The organism is Sphingobium sp. TB-6 (genome assembly GCF_012927365.1).
Taxonomy (GTDB): Bacteria; Pseudomonadota; Alphaproteobacteria; order Sphingomonadales; family Sphingomonadaceae; genus Sphingobium.
Genome location: NZ_JABBGL010000020.1, coordinates 1 through 17,967, shown reverse-complemented (window position 1 = coordinate 17,967; position 17,967 = coordinate 1). Strand labels below are relative to the sequence as shown.

At 60.3% G+C, this 17,967-nt stretch carries 16 protein-coding genes; 14 read left to right on the top strand and 2 right to left on the bottom strand.

The window, feature by feature from the left end; translation table 11 throughout:
* Positions 1-9 precede the first annotated feature (9 nt).
* Positions 10-2,292: a cbb3-type cytochrome c oxidase subunit I gene (locus tag HHL26_RS19890; protein ID WP_169576633.1), complete on the top strand. Its 2,283-nt coding sequence runs from the start codon at positions 10-12 to the stop codon at positions 2,290-2,292.
* 529 nt (positions 2,293-2,821) lie between these two features.
* Positions 2,822-4,015 carry a Na+/H+ antiporter NhaA gene (nhaA, locus tag HHL26_RS19885; protein WP_066564393.1) on the top strand — a complete coding sequence of 398 codons (1,194 nt, stop codon included), beginning with the start codon at positions 2,822-2,824 and terminating at the stop codon, positions 4,013-4,015.
* A 253-nt stretch (positions 4,016-4,268) separates the two neighbouring features.
* Here nhaA and HHL26_RS19880 read toward each other — a convergent pair whose 3' ends face one another.
* Positions 4,269-5,783: a catalase gene (locus tag HHL26_RS19880; RefSeq protein WP_066564758.1), complete on the bottom strand. Its 1,515-nt coding sequence runs from the start codon at positions 5,781-5,783 to the stop codon at positions 4,269-4,271.
* A gap of 580 nt (positions 5,784-6,363) precedes the next feature.
* Between HHL26_RS19880 and ccoN the strand changes: the two genes are divergently transcribed.
* From ccoN to hemA, 11 genes are all read left to right on the top strand, one after another.
* Positions 6,364-7,971: a cytochrome-c oxidase, cbb3-type subunit I gene (gene ccoN / locus HHL26_RS19875; protein WP_082749232.1), complete on the top strand. Its 1,608-nt coding sequence runs from the start codon at positions 6,364-6,366 to the stop codon at positions 7,969-7,971.
* A 6-nt stretch (positions 7,972-7,977) separates the two neighbouring features.
* A complete protein-coding gene (gene ccoO, locus HHL26_RS19870) occupies positions 7,978-8,706 on the top strand; it encodes a cytochrome-c oxidase, cbb3-type subunit II (protein WP_066564383.1) in 729 nt (242 codons plus the stop codon).
* Positions 8,707-8,713: 7 nt separating this feature from the next.
* Positions 8,714-8,884, top strand: coding sequence for a cbb3-type cytochrome c oxidase subunit 3 (locus tag HHL26_RS19865; RefSeq protein ID WP_066564381.1), 171 nt, complete (start codon positions 8,714-8,716; stop codon positions 8,882-8,884).
* 26 nt (positions 8,885-8,910) lie between these two features.
* Positions 8,911-9,753 (top strand): cytochrome-c oxidase, cbb3-type subunit III, encoded by an 843-nt coding sequence (ccoP, locus tag HHL26_RS19860; protein ID WP_206377551.1) that lies wholly within the window; start codon positions 8,911-8,913, stop codon positions 9,751-9,753.
* On the top strand, positions 9,750-9,938 hold the full coding sequence (locus tag HHL26_RS19855; protein WP_066564376.1) for a hypothetical protein: 189 nt from the start codon (positions 9,750-9,752) through the stop codon (positions 9,936-9,938). The genes ccoP and HHL26_RS19855 overlap by 4 nt, the downstream gene beginning before the upstream one ends.
* Before the next feature lie 18 nt (positions 9,939-9,956).
* Positions 9,957-10,739 carry a DUF2189 domain-containing protein gene (locus HHL26_RS19850; RefSeq protein WP_066564374.1) on the top strand — a complete coding sequence of 261 codons (783 nt, stop codon included), beginning with the start codon at positions 9,957-9,959 and terminating at the stop codon, positions 10,737-10,739.
* Positions 10,740-10,743: 4 nt separating this feature from the next.
* Complete coding sequence (locus HHL26_RS19845) at positions 10,744-12,942, top strand: heavy metal translocating P-type ATPase (RefSeq protein WP_169576631.1); 2,199 nt, start codon at positions 10,744-10,746, stop codon at positions 12,940-12,942.
* Positions 12,939-13,088 carry a cbb3-type cytochrome oxidase assembly protein CcoS gene (ccoS, locus tag HHL26_RS19840; RefSeq protein WP_066564372.1) on the top strand — a complete coding sequence of 50 codons (150 nt, stop codon included), beginning with the start codon at positions 12,939-12,941 and terminating at the stop codon, positions 13,086-13,088. The genes HHL26_RS19845 and ccoS overlap by 4 nt, the downstream gene beginning before the upstream one ends.
* Positions 13,089-13,113: 25 nt before the next feature.
* Positions 13,114-14,313 (top strand): NnrS family protein, encoded by a 1,200-nt coding sequence (locus tag HHL26_RS19835; protein WP_066564371.1) that lies wholly within the window; start codon positions 13,114-13,116, stop codon positions 14,311-14,313.
* Between the two features lie 85 nt (positions 14,314-14,398).
* Positions 14,399-14,782: a hypothetical protein gene (locus HHL26_RS19830; RefSeq protein WP_169576630.1), complete on the top strand. Its 384-nt coding sequence runs from the start codon at positions 14,399-14,401 to the stop codon at positions 14,780-14,782.
* A 254-nt stretch (positions 14,783-15,036) separates the two neighbouring features.
* Complete coding sequence (gene hemA, locus HHL26_RS19825) at positions 15,037-16,236, top strand: 5-aminolevulinate synthase (RefSeq protein WP_066564365.1); 1,200 nt, start codon at positions 15,037-15,039, stop codon at positions 16,234-16,236.
* Positions 16,237-16,262: 26 nt separating this feature from the next.
* On the opposite strand, the gene HHL26_RS19820 is transcribed toward hemA, so the two are convergent.
* Positions 16,263-16,706 (bottom strand): Rrf2 family transcriptional regulator, encoded by a 444-nt coding sequence (locus tag HHL26_RS19820; RefSeq protein WP_066564362.1) that lies wholly within the window; start codon positions 16,704-16,706, stop codon positions 16,263-16,265.
* A 725-nt stretch (positions 16,707-17,431) separates the two neighbouring features.
* Here HHL26_RS19820 and HHL26_RS19815 point away from each other — a divergent pair.
* Positions 17,432-17,848: a hypothetical protein gene (locus tag HHL26_RS19815; RefSeq protein WP_169576629.1), complete on the top strand. Its 417-nt coding sequence runs from the start codon at positions 17,432-17,434 to the stop codon at positions 17,846-17,848.
* Positions 17,849-17,967: the final 119 nt, after the last annotated feature.

Genomic DNA, 17,967 nt, shown 5'->3' with positions numbered 1-17,967 from the left:
ATGCCAGCGATGACAAGAACGGAGCCTGTCGAAGACCTGTCGCATTGGTGGCGCCGGGCCGTGATTTTCACCATGGTACTGGGCTTTGGCGTGCTCGGCCTGCTTATGGTGAAGACCTATACGAACGCCCCACCTGTCCCCGAACATGTCGTGGACTCACGCGAACAAGTCGTTTTCACTGGAGCCGATATCCGCGCCGGCCAGCAGGTGTTCCTCAAATACGGCCTGATGAACAACGGCTCCATCTGGGGGCATGGCGGCTATCTCGGGCCGGATTTCAGCGCATCCTATCTTCATGCCTGGGCACTCGCCGTCGCGGAGGAACGCGCCGAGACCCGCTTCGGCAAAGCCTATGTAGCACTAACCCTGGCCGATCGTGCCGCCATCGATGGTGAGGTGGCGCTGCAACTGCGCGTCAACCGTTACGATCCAGCAACGGCCACCCTCACCCTGCTCCCTGCCGGCGTCACCGCCTTCGATCAGCAGCAGAGCCGCTGGGCCAGCTATTTCGAGCATCCGGAACGCAACGGCGGTCTGGCTCCCAGCCTCATCACCGACAAGAGCGAGCTTCGCCAGTTGACCGCTTTTTTCGGCTGGGCGGCCTGGGGCTCAGTCGCCGAGCGGCCAGGAACCGGTCACTCCTATACCAACAATTTCCCCTATGATCCGCTTGCGGGCAATCGCCCGACCGGCGCGGCGCTGATCTGGAGCGCGCTCAGCTTTATCGCCTTGCTCGGCGGCACGGCGCTGGCGCTGCTTGCCTTCGGCCGGTTCGACTATCTGGGCTGGCACGGAACACCTGCGTCCATGCAAAACTGGGTCATCAGCGACGCACAGCGCGCCACGGTCAAATATATGGGCGTGGCCGCCCTTCTTCTGCTCGGCCAAGTCTTCTTCGGCGCGGCGATCGCGCATTACCGGGCGGATCCAGGGGATTTCTACGGTTTTGACCTCGCCTCCTGGTTTCCCAGCAACCTGATGCGGACCTGGCACCTGCAATCGGCGCTGTTCTGGATCGCCACCAGCTTCGTTGCGGGTGCGCTGTTCGTCGCGGAACTGCTCGGTGGAAAGACGCCGCCGCGGCAGCGTCTCGCCATTCACGTGCTGTTCGTCGCCTTCGCGATCGTCATCGTGGGCAGCATGCTGGGCGAATGGGCGGGAATCCTGCAATGGCTGCCGCTTTCGTGGTTCTGGTTCGGCAACCAGGGTTGGGAGTATCTCGAACTCGGCCGGTTCTGGCAATTGCTGCTGATCGTCGGGCTGTGCATCTGGTTCGTTCTCTTGTGGCGGGCGGTGGCGCCCGCGCTGCGCGACCCCGAGCACAAGTCGCTCGCCCGCTTCTTCCTGCTGGCCGGCTTCGCCATTCCGATGTTCTACCTGCCGGCGCTGTTCTTCGGGTCCGAAACCAATTTCACGATCGTCGATGCCTGGCGCTTCTGGATCATTCATCTGTGGGTTGAGGGCTTTTTTGAATTCTTCGTCACCGTCATCGTCGCGATCCTGTTTTACAAGATGGGGCTCGTGCATCGTCTGACGGCGCTGCGGACCATTTATCTCGACGCCATTCTCTATTTCGGTGGCGGCCTGATCGGCACTGGCCACCATTGGTACTGGACCGGCCAGACCGAAGCCAACATGGCGCTCTCGGCCGTCTTCTCGGCGCTTGAAGTGGTGCCCTTGACGATGATCACGCTCGATGCCTGGTCATTCGTCCGTACGACGAAAGGACAGGATTCCGTCGTTGAACGCCATCGCTGGACCTTCATGTTCATCATGGCGGTCGGTTTCTGGAATTTTCTTGGCGCCGGCGTGTTCGGCTTTCTCATCAACACGCCGATCGTGAGTTACTATGAAGTGGGGACGATCCTGACGCCCAACCATGGCCATGCCGCACTGATGGGCGTGTTTGGCATGCTCGGCATCGCCCTCATGGTGTTCGTCCTGCGCGAAGCGATCGAGGAAGAGGTTTGGTCCAAAATCTCAAGATTGATCGCCATTGCCTTCTGGGGATTGAATATCGGCCTCGCGCTGATGATCCTGCTCAGCCTATTGCCGGGCGGCCTGCTTCAATTGCATGCCGTGATCGAGAATGGTTATTGGTATGCGCGTGAACTGAACTTTACGGGCGCACCGCTGCCGCGTCTGCTGGAATGGCTGCGCATGCCGGGCGATCTTATCTTCATGTTCGCCGGCGTCCTGCCCCTGATCGTGGCGGTCGGCTGGGGCTATGCCAGCCTTCGACGGCGGCCCGGGCATGATCCGCAAATCCGATTGTCACCTGTTGAATGTTGAGAAAATTGGAAGACAGGAATTTTTCTCAAAGTATGTCGTGCATGAGGATCAGTCCATCGCCCAATGTCATTGCCTTACGGAAGGCACCCTACTGGAAAGCACAATGCTCCAAATCTGTGACGGCGCCCTTTGCACCTTTGTCGGTCTGAGACGCGCTCTTTCAGATATCGTAGAGCCTGTTTGGAAATGCGCCGACCGTTCGCGATAAACGAGTAGCCGAAGAGCGTTGAACACGACCCGCAGCGATTAGAGCCCGGCAGCTTTGTCGCGCATGAGCGCGGGTTGCCGATTGCCGGCATGCCGGTCGAATAGGGTTGCGTTGGCGACACGCGATTTTCGGGGACCGCCGTTTGGGTTCCAAAAACCCGACAGTTCGCGGACATTAGGCCATTGCATAGCGCCGATCACGGTTGTCGAGCGGCGTTCGCAATGCGATAGGAGTAGCGGGTGCCGCGCTCGTTGAGAGTGCATGGCAGGTTAATACGCTGGTCGGGCCGCCAACGATGAGCAATTGCACCCGGAGTAAACCTTGGCCCTCAAGAATTTCGTCAGCCCTAGCGCGTTGCGCCAATTCCTAACCCATCAATCCTCCGCCGGTCTCATCCTGCTGGCGACTGCCCTGCTCACGCTGCTCGTCGCCAACTCGTCGTTACACAGTGGCTACGAGCAAATCCTGCGTAGTCATCTCGGCCCGCTATCGGTCAAGCATTGGGTCAATGACGGCCTTATGGCGATTTTCTTCCTGCTGGTCGGGCTCGAGATAAAGCGCGAGATGCTAGACGGGCAGCTTTCGACCTGGTCGCGGCGCATCCTACCCGGCATCGCAGCCGCTGGCGGCATGACGGTGCCCGCTCTGATCTTCCTCGGATTCAATAGCGGGGCGACCGCTCGCGGGTGGGCGATCCCGGCAGCGACCGACATCGCCTTCGCACTCGGCGTGCTGTCGCTGCTCAGTAAAAGGGTGCCGGCATCACTCCGGATATTCCTCTCCGCGCTGGCAATCCTCGACGATCTCGCCGCCGTGATGATCATCGCTGTGTTCTACACCGCCGAACTAAACCTCTCCTATCTGCTGGGTGCCGCGACCATCACTTGCGCACTCTACGCGATGAACCGCTTCCGTGTGGTGCGGCTGACACCTTATCTTCTCCTCGGTCTGGTGCTGTGGTTCTTCGTGCTGCGCTCGGGCATTCATGCGACAATCGCGGGCATCGTCCTGGCGCTGATTATCCCGTTGCGGACCAGCCCGGGCACCCTTGAAGACGAAATCCATAGCCCGCTCCACCGGCTAGAGCACCTGTTGCATCGGCCGGTCAGCTTCCTGATCCTGCCGATCTTCGGGTTCGCCAACGCTGGAGTGCCAATCCTAGGGCTTCCTGCTGCAGCGTTTGCAGCGCCGGTGACCCTCGGCGTTGGCTTAGGTTTGTTAGGAGGCAAGACGGTTGGTGTGTTCGGCTTTGCGCTGTTGGCGATCCGGCTCAAACTTGCAAAGATGCCGTCGCACGCACGGCCGAGTCAGCTGTTGGGAATCGCCCTGCTCTGCGGCATCGGTTTCACGATGAGCTTCTTTATCACGCCCCTCGCCTATCCGGGTGACGCATTGCTTCAGACAGAGGCAAAGATCGGCGTTTTGCTCGGTTCTCTGTTCGCCGGGGTCGCCGGCTTTGCGGTGTTACTGGCTGGCCGTAGAGAACCTAAAGTGGTGCCCGGCCAACCCTGGTAATTTCGAAATTGCCGATCCGGATTAGGTCGTAGCCGTACCGAGAGGCGGCGTTGCAAGGCAGGCGGGGTACTCGGCCTCGCTGGCGCCTTCGCCGCCTCCCGCTGGTGACGATCATGCTGCGGCGCCTTCCATCCGAAATAGCACGCTCTTATCCTCCGTCGACTGCTTGATATCGTCGAGGAAGCCCTTCGCGGCGCTATCGCATCACGATCGGCTCCCCCGCACCGGGCGGGGGAGCCTGCGCCCCTCACCGTCAGTCGGCGAGCTCGGGCTTGGACGAAAGTTCCGCCGGGGGCTTCGCCATCATGTCCAGAGCCTTGGCCACGCCCGCGCCATAAGCCGGGTCGCAGCGCGTGCAGTTGTCTATATGGCGCTGCTTGATGAAATCCGGCGCATCACCCATCGCGCTGGCCGTGTTATCGAACAAGACCTGCTGCTGCGCCGGGCTCATCAGCTGGAAGAGCTTGCGCGGCTGGGTGAAATAATCATCGTCATCCTCGCGGAAATTCCAGAAGTCGGCGTTGCCGTCGATCTTCAGCGGCGGTTCGCGAAATTCGGGCTGATCGACCCACTGGCCAAAGCTGTTCGGCTGATAATGCGGCAGCCCGCCATAATTGCCGTCCATCCGGCCCTGCCCGTCGCGGTGGTTCGAATAGACCGGGCAACGCGGCGCGTTCACCGGAATCTGGTGGTGGTTCACTCCCAGCCGGTAACGCTGCGCGTCCGAATAGGCGAACAGGCGCGATTGCAGCATCTTGTCGGGCGACACGCCGATACCGGGCACCAGGTTCGACGGCGCGAACGCGCTCTGCTCGACATCCTGGAAGAAGTTCTCCGGGTTGCGGTTCAGTTCGAACTCTCCCACCTCGATCAGCGGGTAATCGGACTTGTACCACACCTTGGTCAGGTCGAACGGGTGGACGGGATAAGTCTCGGCCTCCAGCTCGGGCATGACCTGGATGTACATCTTCCACTTGGGAAAATCGCCGCGCTCGATCGCTTCGTAAAGGTCGCGCTGGTGGCTTTCGCGATCGCCGCCGACCAGCTTGCCCGCTTCGTCATCGGTCAGGTTTTCGATGCCCTGCTGGGTCTTGAAGTGGAACTTCACCCAATACCGCTCGCCCGCGTCGTTATAGAAGCTGTAAGTGTGCGAGCCGAAGCCGTGCATGTGGCGATAGGACTTGGGAATGCCGCGATCGGACATCACGATCGTCACCTGGTGCAGCGCTTCGGGCAACAGCGTCCAGAAGTCCCAGTTGTTCGTCGCCGAACGCATGTTGGTGCGCGGATCGCGCTTCACCGCCTTGTTGAGATCGGGGAACTTGCGCGAATCGCGCAGGAAGAAGACCGGCGTGTTGTTGCCGACCATGTCCCAGTTGCCTTCTTCGGTGTAAAACTTCAGCGCGAAGCCGCGAATGTCGCGCTCGGCATCGGCGGCGCCGCGTTCGCCCGCCACCGTGGTGAAGCGCGCGAACATGTCGGTCTTCTTGCCGACTTCGCTGAAGATCCTGGCGCGGGTGTAGCGGGTGATGTCTCCCGTCACAGTGAACGTGCCGAACGCGCCCGAGCCCTTGGCGTGCATGCGTCGTTCGGGAATGATCTCGCGGTTTAGATTCGCGAGCTTTTCGAGCAGCCAGACGTCCTGCATTAGCAGCGGCCCGCGGGGGCCCGCGGTCAGCGAATTCTGGTTATCCACGACCGGCGCGCCAAATGCTGTGGTCAGGTGGGTGACCGGACACTTACTGCGGTTGGGGGTATCTTCAGACATCATCCATCCTCTGTTTTGCTTTCGACCGAAGCGTTATAGCTGACCCGGACTCTGCAGCGAAGTCGATTAAATGCGCTTTTGTGATCGGTAATTCCGATCGAATAGTGTCGATCTGGTCATGGAGTCGGCCCGAGATCGCGATCAATTTCGGTACAGCCAATTCGCGCGTTGTGCATAGCAATGAAGGATCGTCTTCGGAGAGGCTCCGCTATGCTGCTTCTCGCGGCGCTTGTCCAACCTGTTCCCTGCGGAGCTGGAGCGCAGGCCATGGTCGATCGCACGCCCGCCAATCTCAATATCGGAAGGCTGCGCTCTCGCGACGTTCTCTAGGGCATCGGCGCGGCCAAGGGCCGCTTGCGCTACGCGCTGTCCTGGACTGCCAATGGCAGGCGCGCCAGCCAGCCCGGACCCTCATTGGTGTTTCCGCCATGCGACGCAGATCGAGCGCAGCGCAATGGTAACTGCCGCCAACAATAGAGGTATGAACAATACCTCTTTAATGCTACGAGTACGCCACCTGCCGGAGGGAGGGACTCGGAGCGTGGTATCAGGGCTGACTGTAAACGAGCGCCAGTGGAGCATGGCGATACTCGTAATCCTGGCTTTCGTCGGACTGGCGATGGCTGCAGCCGGCGCGAGCCGCGCAGATCCCATGGAAACGCATGGTTTTCTCGTGATGGGCTTCAGCCTCGTCGTTCTTTGCTTCGTGCTCAAGGGCTTCTATGACCCTGAACCTGCCCCGACCCGTCTACAAAGCTACTACGACGACCCCAGTAAGGCGGGCATTGTTCTTGCCATGTGCTGGGCCGTGTTCGGCATGTTCATTGGCGATTGGGTCGCGTGGCTGTTGGCATTCCCCGATTTCACGTTTGATAGCGCCTGGTCAAGTTTCGGACGTTTGCGGCCTGCGCACACCACAGGGGTCATATTCGGGTTCGGCGGCAATGCTCTGATTGCGACGTCTTTTCACGTGATGCAGCGTACCTCGCGCGCGCGCATGCCCGATCAATTCAGCCCCTGGTTCGTGCTCATCGGGTACAACCTTTTCTGCCTGCTGGCCGTTTCCGGCTACTTCTTGGGCATTACCCAATCGAAGGAATATGCCGAGCCCGAATGGTATGCCGACATCTGGCTGGTCATCGTCTGGGTGACTTACCTCGTGCTCTATCTACGCACGCTCGCGAGGCGGAAGGAACCGCATATCTATGTCGCCAACTGGTACTATCTGGCGTTCATCCTCGTCGTGGCGATCCTCCATGTCGTGAACAATCTCGCGGTCCCGGCCTCGTTCGGCGGCGCCAAGAGCTATTCGCTGTTCTCGGGCGTCCAGGACGCGATGACCCAGTGGTGGTACGGCCACAATGCCGTCGCCTTCTTCCTGACCGCCGGCTTCCTGGGCATGATGTACTACTATCTGCCCAAGCGTGCCGAGCGGCCGATCTACTCGTATCGGATGTCGATCATCGGTTTTTGGGGTATCACCTTTTTCTACATGTGGGCGGGTTCGCACCATCTCCACTACACCGCCTTGCCGCAATGGGTGCAGACGCTGGGGATGACCTTTTCGGTCATGCTGCTGGTGCCGTCATGGATCGCGGCCGCGAATGCGCTTTTGACGCTCAACGGCGCCTGGGACAAAGTGCGCGACGACGCGACGCTGCGCTTCATGATGATGGCCGCGATCTTCTATGGGCTCTCGACATTCGAGGGTTCGTTCATGGCGATCCGCTCGGTCAATGCGCTATCGCACTACACCGACTGGACGATCGGACACGTCCACGCCGGCGCCATGGGCTGGGTCGCGCTTATTACGTTCGGCTCGATCTATGCAGTCGTCCCCTGGCTGTGGAAGCGCGAGCGCATGTATTCTCCCGCACTCGTCGAGGTCCATTTCTGGCTCGCGCTGTCTGGAACGCTCATTTACGTTTTCGCGATGTGGAACTCGGGCATCATCCAGGGCCTGATGTGGCGCACCTATAATGATAGTGGCACGCTTACATATTCATTCCTCGATAGCATGGTGGCCATGCATCCCTATTACGTGGCCAGAGCAATAGGTGGGCTGCTTTTCCTGATCGGCGCCCTCGTCGGCTGCTACAACATCTGGATGACAATCCGCCGCCCGTCCGGCGCGCCAGCGACGTCAGGCGACACTCCCCTGCCCGCCAGCCTCCAGCCTGCGGAATAAGCGCCGATGTTCGGAACCCATTACCGCATCGAACGCAAATCGGTCGTGCTGGCCGTCGCGATCATGATCGTCGCGAGCATTGGCGGGCTGATCGAGATCGCACCGCTCTTCACGATCGACGAGACGGTCGAGAGTGATCCCAAGATGCGCGTCTACACACCGCTCGAGCTCGCTGGCCGCAATATATATATTCGTGAAGGCTGCTACGCCTGTCATTCGCAAATGGTGCGCACGCTCCAGGACGAGGTGGAGCGCTATGGTCCCTATTCGCTCGCGGTCGAGTCCAAATACGATCATCCGATGCTTTGGGGGTCCAAGCGCACGGGCCCCGATCTCGCGCGGATCGGCGGGAAATATTCGGATCAATGGCATACCGCGCACCTCAACAATCCGCGCGATGTCGTGCCGCAGTCTATCATGCCGCGTTACAGCTGGCTGCGTGAGCGCGAGTTGCAAACCAAGTATCTGGGCGATGATCTGCGTGCGCTCCGGGACGTCGGAGTCCCCTATACCGATGACATGATCGCGAACGCGCCGGCGGACGCGGTGGCTCAAGCATCACCTGACGACGATACGGCGGCTCTTGTGAAGCGTTACGGCAGTGCAACCCAGATCCGCTCGTTCGATGGCGACAACGGCACGATTTCGGAGATGGATGCGCTGGTCGCCTATCTCCAGGTCCTGGGCAAGCTGAGCGATGCCGCGCAGCCGACGCCGGCAACCCCGAAGAAGTAGGCCCCGTATGGATATCGGACATCAAGCGCTGGTTGGTTTCTCCAAATCGTTCGGGTTGTTCTACCTGGTCGCGATGGCGGGCGTGGCTCTGCTCTACGCATGCTGGCCTGCGAACAAGGGTCGGTTCGACAAGGCCGCACGCGACATCATCGAAGACGAGGACAAGCCGTGGCGGTAAGCGAGCGCGATCCCCATAGCGGGCACATGACGACGGGCCATGAGTGGAACGGGATCAAGGAGCTCAACACACCGGTGCCAAAGGCGGTGTGGTTCTTCCTGATCGTTACCGCACTCTTCTCGCTCGGTTACTGGGTACTAATGCCCGCCTGGCCTCTGGGCAAGACCTACACACGAGGCCTGCTCGGGAGCGACCAGAAGGATATCGTCGCCACGCGCGTCGCTGAGGCCCGCGATGCACGCTCTGCCTGGACCAGGCAGGTTGCGACGATGAATTATGATCAGATCAGGGCTGATCCTGCACTGATGACACTTGTGCGAGAGGACGGGCACCGTCTGTTCGGCGACAATTGTGCGGCCTGCCATGGCATGAACGCGAAGGGAAACGGGGGATTTCCTGATCTCACGGATCGTGACTGGCTGTGGGGCGGCACGCCGGACGCGATTGCGCACACGATCGCGGTGGGGGTCAATAGTCCTGCAAGCAAGGAGACCCGCGTCAGTCAGATGCTTTCATTCGGCAAGGACGGCATTCTCGACAACGACGCCGTACTGGCGGTTGCCGATTATGTGAAGACCTTGTCGGATCCTGCCTGGGCAAAAGGCAAGGCGGCATCGGTGACGAAGGGACGCGAAGTCTTCGCCACGAATTGCGTAGCCTGCCATGGGGATCAGGGCCGCGGCAATCCACAAGTCGGCGCACCCGATCTGACCGATCGGACGTGGCTCTTCGGCGGTGACATCGAAACGATCTACACGACAATCTACAATGGTAGGCAGGGCGAGATGCCGGCGTGGGAACATCGCCTCAGTCCAGTCGACCGCAAGATCCTGACCACTTATCTGCTCGACCAGGGCCGCAAGCCATGAGGCTTCCGCGTTCGCGCAAGTTCTACCTCGCACTGGCGGTCGCGGCGCTAGGCGTGGTCCTGCTCGCGAACGCTCATCTGGTCTATGTCGCTTCCACGTCGCAGCCCAGATGCGTTGACCATGCCAAGAGCGACGGGACGGTTAAGGCCGCAGGCGTGTTCGGTGCCGCCAAGTCGTCTTGCTGAGATGATCGGGAGAAGAAGATGACCACGATCCCGCCTGTCGTTCCGCCGCTTCCGACCGAACGGCGCTATGTCCGCGACCTGACGCCAGGAGACGTCTTCGTCTGGCTGCGGGATGGATGGCGCGATCTTGTCACCCATCCGGGGCCGAGCCTGCTTTATGGCCTGTTCGTCTTCCTGCTTTCAGCGGGAATCGTCGCGGGACTGGTGGGCCTGGCGTGGGATTTCGCACTGTTCCCGGCGATCGCGGGATTCCTGGTGTTCGCCCCAGCGCTGGCCATCGGGCTCTACGACAAGAGCCGTGCGCTCGAGCTCGGCGAGCCGGTTTCGCTGCGTCACATGCTACTGCCCCATGCACGCGCAGGCGGCCAGGTTCTCTTCACCGGCGCGCTGCTCTGCGGGATCATGCTGCTTTGGATGCGCGCGGCGGTCATCATCTACGCGCTGTTCTTCGGCATCCGCCCATTTCCGGGTCTCGATCATATCACGCTAATGCTGTTCACGACTACCAGCGGGATCGCGATGCTGGTCGTGGGATCGCTTGTCGGCGGGCTCTTTGCCGCATTCTCTTTCGCAATTTCGGCCTTTTCCATTCCCATGATGCTCGACAAGCGGGTCGATGCGCTAACGGCCATGGGCACGAGCTGGGCGCTCGTCTGGAACAACCTTGCGACCATGCTGGTCTGGGGTCTCCTGGTGCTGCTGCTCTTTATCCTGTCGGTCGCAACCGGGTTCGCCGGCCTGATTATCGTATTCCCGTGGTTAGGTCATGCCACATGGCATGCCTACCGTGCGGTGCGGTGAAGGCGTGACAATCGCGTCCGCCCTCCCTGGAATATCGGGCGAAGAACTTTTGCTGGCGAGCCGGCAGATCGATAGCGGATTGCGCCATACAGACCTGTCGGTCCCGGGTATCAGTTGTGGCGGGTGCATTCGTAAGATCGAGGATGCGCTGAGCCGTCTCCCCGGGGTGACGCGGGCCCGCGTCAATCTTTCGACCCGGCGCGTTACGGTGGATTGGCAAGAGAACGAGGGGCCGCCACCGCTTGGCGAAACGCTCTCTGGACTCGGCTACGAGGCCCATATTCACGAGCCGCAAACCGATGCGAAAGATCCACGTTTCGGGCATCTCGTCCGGGCTCTCGCGGTTGCCGGCTTCGCCTCGATGAACATCATGGGGCTTTCGGTCTCGGTCTGGTCCGGCGCTGCAGGCGAGACCCGGGACCTGTTCCACTGGCTGTCGGCCGCGATCGCGCTTCCGACGCTCGCCTATTCCGGCCAGGTGTTCTTTCAGTCGGCCTGGCAGGCTTTGCGAAACGGGCAGACCAATATGGATGTGCCGATCTCGATCGGCGTTCTCCTGGCGTTCGCAATGAGTCTCTACGATACGATCCATCGTCAGCCCTATGCGTATTTCGACGCGGCAGTGACGCTGCTGTTCTTTCTGCTGATCGGCCGAACCTTCGACTATATGATGCGCGAGAAAGCCCGCGCCGCCGTGAAGGGACTTCGTCGACTGACGAGTTATGGGGCGACGGTGGTCACGGCTGATGGGAGCCTGACCTATCTCGCCGCCGAAGATATCGGGCCCGGCATGACCATTCTTGTGCGGCCGGGCGATCGCATCCCGGTCGACGCAGTTGTGCTCGATGGACGTTCGGATATCGATGCTGCGATCGCGACCGGAGAAAGCCGGCCGGAACAGATCCTGCCGGGTAGCCGACTTCGTGCGGGGACGCTCAATCTGACAGGACCGCTGACGATCTGCGCCACGACCACGCCGCAGGAGAGTTTCCTGGCGGAGATGGTCCGGCTCATGGAGGCTGCCGAAGGTGGACGTGCCCAATTCCGGCGCATCGCGGACCGTGCGGCGCGGCTTTACGTTCCGATCGTGCATAGTGCCGCCGTGCTGAGCTTCCTCGGCTGGATGCTGGCTACCGGCGACTGGCACCGCTCGCTCACGATCGCGGTCGCGGTGCTGATCATCACATGTCCGTGCGCGCTCGGGCTCGCCGTACCGATGGTCCAGATTGTCGCTGCGCGAGCGCTTTTCGAGCGCGGGATACTGGTCAAGGATGGCGCCGCCATGGAGCGGCTTGCCGAGATCGATACGGTCATCTTCGACAAGACCGGGACATTGACGCTGGGCCAGCCTCGTTTGCGCCAAGACCCCGGCACTCAGTCCAGCTATCTGACCATTGCCTCGCAAATGGGCAAGAATTCAAATCACCCCTATGCCAAGGCCCTCGCGGCGGCGGCTTCGCCTATGGCGATAGCCTTCGACAGCATCGTCGAGCATGCAGGGCTTGGCCTTGAAGCCCGGATCGGGGAGGACGTGTGGCGACTTGGCCGAGCCGAGTGGGCCCTCGGCAGGAACGGCCCCGGCGACGTGGCAGGGACCGTGCTCGGCTGCAATGGGGTCCTCGCAGAAGCGTTTACTTTTACCGATACGCTGCGGCCGGGGACGGCGACTGCGCTCGCGGAGTTGCGCGCTCGCGGCTACGATGTCGAGATCATGTCGGGAGACACCCCGGAGGCGGTCGCTATGGTTGCGGCCGATCTCGTCATTTCACAGGCCCGCGCTGCGTTGCTGCCTGCAGAGAAGACAACCTATCTGGATGGGCTGGCACGAGCGGGCCGCAAGGTATTGATGGTCGGCGACGGACTGAACGATGCGCCAGCCCTCGTCGCAGCGCATGTCTCCATGGCTCCAGGAAATGCCGCGGACGTCGGGCGCCAGGCGGCAGATTTCGTTTTTCTTCATTCCGATCTCGGGAGTGTCCCTTACGCCATCGAAACCGCGCGTGCGGCCGACTGTCTGATCCGGCAGAATTTTGCATTCGCGGCTCTGTACAATCTGGTCGCGCTGCCGATCGCGATAGCAGGGTACGTGACACCTCTGCTGGCTGCGCTGGCGATGTCAGGGTCTTCGATTTTCGTCGTTGCCAATGCTCTGCGACTGCGCGCCGGAGCTGTGGGACGGTTTGGCGCGGGTCGCCCGAAATGAATGTCCTGTGGTACCTGATTCCGATCTCGCTGACGTTGGGGGGTATCGGACTCGGCCTGTTCTTCTGGGCCTTCAAAAGTGGACAATATGAGGATGTCGCAGGTGCCGCAGAGCGCATCCTGAACGATGAGGACCGCCCTCTTTGATCAGAGGCGCGGGCAAGGAGGTTCCATGCCATCGTCGCTATCCCTATCGAACCTCGGCCGCGCCCCGCACCGGCTGATGTTCTTCGTCGGCGGGCTCAACCTATTGCTGGCGATGGCATGGTGGGCTACCTGGCTATCCGCGGTGCGGTGGGGCTGTTTCGCGATGCCGCAGCCAGCCTTCTACGCGGGCCGCGTCCATGCATTCCTGATGCAGTACCAGGTGCTGCCCAGCTTTTTCTTCGGATTCCTGCTGACGGTCTTTCCGCGCTGGATCGGCGAACCGGATCTCGACCGGCGCAAAGCATGGCCCGTTGGAGCTGGTCTGCTGATCGGCCAACTGCTGACACTCGCCGGGGCGCTCGGCTGGCATGCAGGCATGGTTGCCGGCGCACTTGCGACGCTGGCCGGCTGGTGCATCGGCCTCGTTCCTCTCGCGCGGCTGGCCGTGCGCGACGCCGGGAAGACATGGCATGCGCAAGGATGCCTGGGTGCCATGTGCCTCGGCGCGATCGGGCTCGTGTTCTGGATCGCCTATTTGACAACGGCGAACGAGGCATTGGCCGACGCGGCCGTCAGGATCGGGACGTTCGGGCTATTGGTTCCGGTGTTCTTTACCGTGGCGCATAGGATGATCCCGTTTTTTGCGGCGAGTGCCATCGAGGGCTATGAACCTTGGCGCCCGTCATGGGCTCTCATGGCGGGTTGGGTACTCTTCGCACTTCAACTGGCCCTGCCGTTACGCTGGCTCTGGATATCGGATCTGCCGCTATTCCTGCTGACGTTGCTTCTATTCGTTCGCTGGTGGCCGGGCCGGCACATGCCCCCACTACTGCTCGTCCTGTTCATCGGGCTGGCGTGGCTACCGATCGCTTTCGCGCTCTCCACGGCTCAGAACAGTGTGTTTGCGATCAGCGGGCAGCTCACGCTGGGCAAGGCTCCGGCGCATGCATTGTTTGTCGGGTTCTTCGGCAGCATTCTCATCGCGATGGTGACGCGTGTCACCCAAGGGCATTCGGCACGCCCGCTCATCCTGCCGCCGATTGCCGCCTATGCTTTTGCGGCGGTGCAAATCGTTTGCATCATCCGGATTGGCGCAGAGCTCGCGCAAGACTGGCTCGCCTGGCAATCCATCGCCGCGGCCGGATGGCTCATCGCCTTCGTGCCATGGGTGGTATGGGGTTCGCGCATATATTGGACGCCTCGTCTCGATGGCCGTCCCGGATAATTCGGCCGATTCAGTACAATATTGCTGAACTCAGCCCACAATATATTGCGGTTTTGCGATCTGATTACCGCCCTAAAGGAATCGTATGATCTTCAGAACGCTGATTGTGCTCGCCGCTTTTTCCATTTCTCCAGCGCTTCACGCAAAGGGGCCTCAGGATCCAGGATTACTTTTCTCGGCACTCGAAGACGACTACCAATGGGACAACAAACTGGACCATGCGAGAGCGACACTTTCGCGGGCAATACCTCTTGGTTCGTCTTTCTGGACGGCCCTCGCCATCCTCGAAAAAGCAGGCGCGCGTTGCACCGGGGATCGCCACGAGCCCGAGATTGCGCGCTGCCTCTACTCCGCCTCGATCACCGTCCACGACTATTATCAAGGCCACCTGTTCTGGACTGTTGAAGTCCATCTGAAAGACAGGAAAGTCGGAGCACTCGCACTTGACCGCATCGTCGATGAGAATTGATCAAACGCGACTCACCCGCTCGTTTATATGAGCACGCTGCGAGGCCCTATCCGAGCGCTTCATATCTCAACGCCGAGGCACAACTGCAGCCACCTTGAGTATGGCGAGCAGCATCGCTATGCTGCATTCTAGATGCATGTTTTCCTGTGTAGCACAGGATGGGTTTTTGGGGATGTTGGTCCATGACACCACAAAGCACTGTCGCACCGATAGCCGAAACACCGCAGCGACAGTGTCCAAGTCGCTATCAGACGATGTTTGATGCGGCACTGGCCAAGCTCCATGGTGAAGGACGATACCGCGTCTTTATCGACATCCTGCGTAACAAAGGCTCCTTTCCCGATGCGCGCTGCTTTGCTGGCCACAATGGTCCCAAGCCGATCACCGTCTGGTGTTCCAATGACTATCTCTCGATGGGCCAACATCCCAAGGTAATTGCGGCCATGGAAGAGGCGCTCCATGACGTCGGCGCGGGTTCTGGCGGTACGCGCAATATCGGTGGAAACACGCACTATCATATCGATCTCGAAACCGAGCTCGCCGACCTCCACGGCAAGGAAGGCGCATTGCTTTTCACGTCCGGCTATATATCGAACGAGGCGACGCTCTCCACGCTCGCAAAGGTCCTACCGGGCTGTGTGATCTTCTCCGATGCGCTCAATCATGCGAGCATGATCGCGGGCATTCACTCTTCGGGGTGCGAAAAGAAGGTCTGGCGGCACAACGACCTTGAGCATCTTAAAGAACTGCTTGCCGAAACGGCCCCCTCGCTTCCCAAGCTGATCGCCTTCGAGAGCGTCTACTCTATGGATGGCGATGTCGCACCCATCCATGCAATTTGCGACCTTGCCGAGAAATACGACGCGCTCACCTATCTCGACGAGGTTCATGCCGTGGGAATGTATGGTCCTCGCGGCGGTGGGATTTCCGATCGGGATGATGCTGCCCGGCGGCTCACTGTGATCGAAGGTACGCTGGCGAAAGCGATCGGCGTCATGGGCGGCTACATTGCAGCGGATCGCAGCATCATCGATGTGATCCGCAGCTATGCGCCGGGCTTCATCTTCACGACATCGCTCTCACCCGTGCTGGTGGCCGGCGCACTGGCCAGCGTCCGGCACCTTAAGTCATCGAGCGCAGAACGGGAGGGGCAGCAGGCCGCGGCCGCCATGCTCAAGCAGCTGCTCGCAGATGCGCGGCTGCCTGTCATGCCGTCGACGACCCATATCGTGCCTCTTATGGTTGGCGACCCGGTCAAGACAAAGCAGATCAGCGACATCCTGCTCGCTGAATATGGAATCTACGTGCAGCCAATCAATTTTCCGACGGTTCCCCGTGGCACCGAGCGGCTGCGGTTCACGCCCGGACCGACCCATAACCTCGAGATGATGCAAGCACTGACCGCTGCACTGGCTGAAATATGGGAACGGCTCGATATCCGATTGGCCGCCTGACGGGCGGCTTCGACGGCGCCCTTCCTTCAGACAGTTCCGATGCCGATAGGGGACTCGCGGTTCATCAGCCGGCGCATCGCATCTTTGTCGATCAGCAGATCGGCGATCGTGTAGGAATCGAACACGGCCATCATCGCCTGCATGCCTTTAGCGAGGACACCGGTCAGTCCACAGGCCGGCGAGAGTGCGCAGCCAGAGCAATCAGCCAACTGGAAGCCTTCCTCGGTCCGGCGAACGACGTCGCCCACAGTGATTGTTTCGGGCGCACGAGCAAGCTGCATGCCGCCGCCGCGGCCGCGCACCGTCCTGATAAAACCGTCATGGGCAAGCGCGTTGACGACCTTCATGAGGTGGTTATGAGATACATCGTAGGTGCGCGACATCTCGCCGATCGAGCATAGCCGCTCATCGTTCAGCGCCAGGTGGATCAGCACCCTGAGCGAATAGTCCGTGTAGCGTGTAAGGCGCACGCACCTCTCCTGAGAGCATCAACGCGTCGCTATACCTGTATCGCTATGACATGTTAATATGCTTGCTACTAGCGCCCGCCGTAGTCGCACGCCTTTGTATCATCCAGAGATGAAAGCCTTGCGCGGACTTGAAACAATAGACGCGAGAAGGACGGCCGGAATTTCCATTCCCTCCGGGTCTCTCAAAGGGTCCTTACGCAAGCCCTCGATTAGCGGCTCGAGATGTTCTTCGCCGCGCAGAGCCGATCACCGGCAAAGGCACGACAGAATATTGACGCCGATTCGGCTTTGAAGGACAACCGGTTTCGGACGCCCCTCGAAAAAAGCTCGAGTCATAATGAAACACTTGCGCGCTGGATAACGCCTATTCAGCACGAAGAACACGCCTCCAAATGCAATCGCGACAAGCAGGCTGTTGAAGCGCGCTGCGCTCCACGCGCATCAATGTGTCAAACCGCGAAAGCTCGCTATGGCTCATCACCACCACCGTCATAAGCGCGTCCTCCCGAACTGCCAGGAGGACCATGCCATCGAGCTCCGCTAAGGACGCCCAAGGGTATCACTTCTATCCAGCGCTTACAAAGCCGAAGCCCGATAGTGTATCTTATGTTTACTTTATCAATGTCTTACGAGGTATCATACATTGCCGATCACCGTACACGACAGAGTGTCGAAGGGCGGCATGATGTGCTTGAACTGAAGATTCTCGACCAAGAGGATCTACGATGTTCACAGCTTGTCATGCCGCCCTGATGAAGACGTTATGCCGCCAGTTCAGGCTGGGCAAGAGCCGGCTTGAAACATTGGCGGTGCTTGTGATGGCGCTTGCGCAATCGCGGACAGTGAACCTGACACATCTGGCCTGTCATTTGCCCGGGCAAGCAACGCACGCTTCGGGCTATCGCCGACTGCAGCGCTTTTTCCAGCACGTTCAACTGGAATCGGATCGGCTGGCGCTGCTCGTGGTGAGCATGCTCAATCTGTCCCGCAAGAAATGCCTGGTACTCGATCGGACCAACTGGAAGATCGGCTCGACCGACGTCAACATCCTCATGCTGGCGATCGTGACGCGCCGTTTCCGAGTGCCGTTGCTGTGGAGCATGATCGGACATCAGGGCTGTTCCGATACCGATCAGTGCTGATTCCGAGGGAAACCGCCCCCTCATTCCGAAATGATGCCGCCCCCCTGTTCCGAGAATTACTCGCCCCCTGATTCCGAGATGATGTCGCCCCCTTGGCGGGGATGACGATGGAGGGCCGC

What these genes read in the sequence shown, in the direction of transcription:
- HHL26_RS19890 (WP_169576633.1), top strand. Translation starts at nt 10, where the DNA reads ATGACAAGAACGGAGCCTGTCGAAGACCTGTCGCATTGGTGGCGCCGG.
- HHL26_RS19880 (WP_066564758.1), bottom strand. Translation starts at nt 5,783, where the DNA reads ATGTCTGAAGATACCCCCAACCGCAGTAAGTGTCCGGTCACCCACCTG.
- ccoN (WP_082749232.1), top strand. Translation starts at nt 6,364, where the DNA reads ATGGCGATACTCGTAATCCTGGCTTTCGTCGGACTGGCGATGGCTGCA.
- ccoO (WP_066564383.1), top strand. Translation starts at nt 7,978, where the DNA reads ATGTTCGGAACCCATTACCGCATCGAACGCAAATCGGTCGTGCTGGCC.
- HHL26_RS19865 (WP_066564381.1), top strand. Translation starts at nt 8,714, where the DNA reads ATGGATATCGGACATCAAGCGCTGGTTGGTTTCTCCAAATCGTTCGGG.
- ccoP (WP_206377551.1), top strand. Translation starts at nt 8,911, where the DNA reads ATGACGACGGGCCATGAGTGGAACGGGATCAAGGAGCTCAACACACCG.
- HHL26_RS19855 (WP_066564376.1), top strand. Translation starts at nt 9,750, where the DNA reads ATGAGGCTTCCGCGTTCGCGCAAGTTCTACCTCGCACTGGCGGTCGCG.
- HHL26_RS19850 (WP_066564374.1), top strand. Translation starts at nt 9,957, where the DNA reads ATGACCACGATCCCGCCTGTCGTTCCGCCGCTTCCGACCGAACGGCGC.
- ccoS (WP_066564372.1), top strand. Translation starts at nt 12,939, where the DNA reads ATGAATGTCCTGTGGTACCTGATTCCGATCTCGCTGACGTTGGGGGGT.
- HHL26_RS19835 (WP_066564371.1), top strand. Translation starts at nt 13,114, where the DNA reads ATGCCATCGTCGCTATCCCTATCGAACCTCGGCCGCGCCCCGCACCGG.
- HHL26_RS19830 (WP_169576630.1), top strand. Translation starts at nt 14,399, where the DNA reads ATGATCTTCAGAACGCTGATTGTGCTCGCCGCTTTTTCCATTTCTCCA.
- hemA (WP_066564365.1), top strand. Translation starts at nt 15,037, where the DNA reads ATGTTTGATGCGGCACTGGCCAAGCTCCATGGTGAAGGACGATACCGC.
- HHL26_RS19815 (WP_169576629.1), top strand. Translation starts at nt 17,432, where the DNA reads ATGTTCACAGCTTGTCATGCCGCCCTGATGAAGACGTTATGCCGCCAG.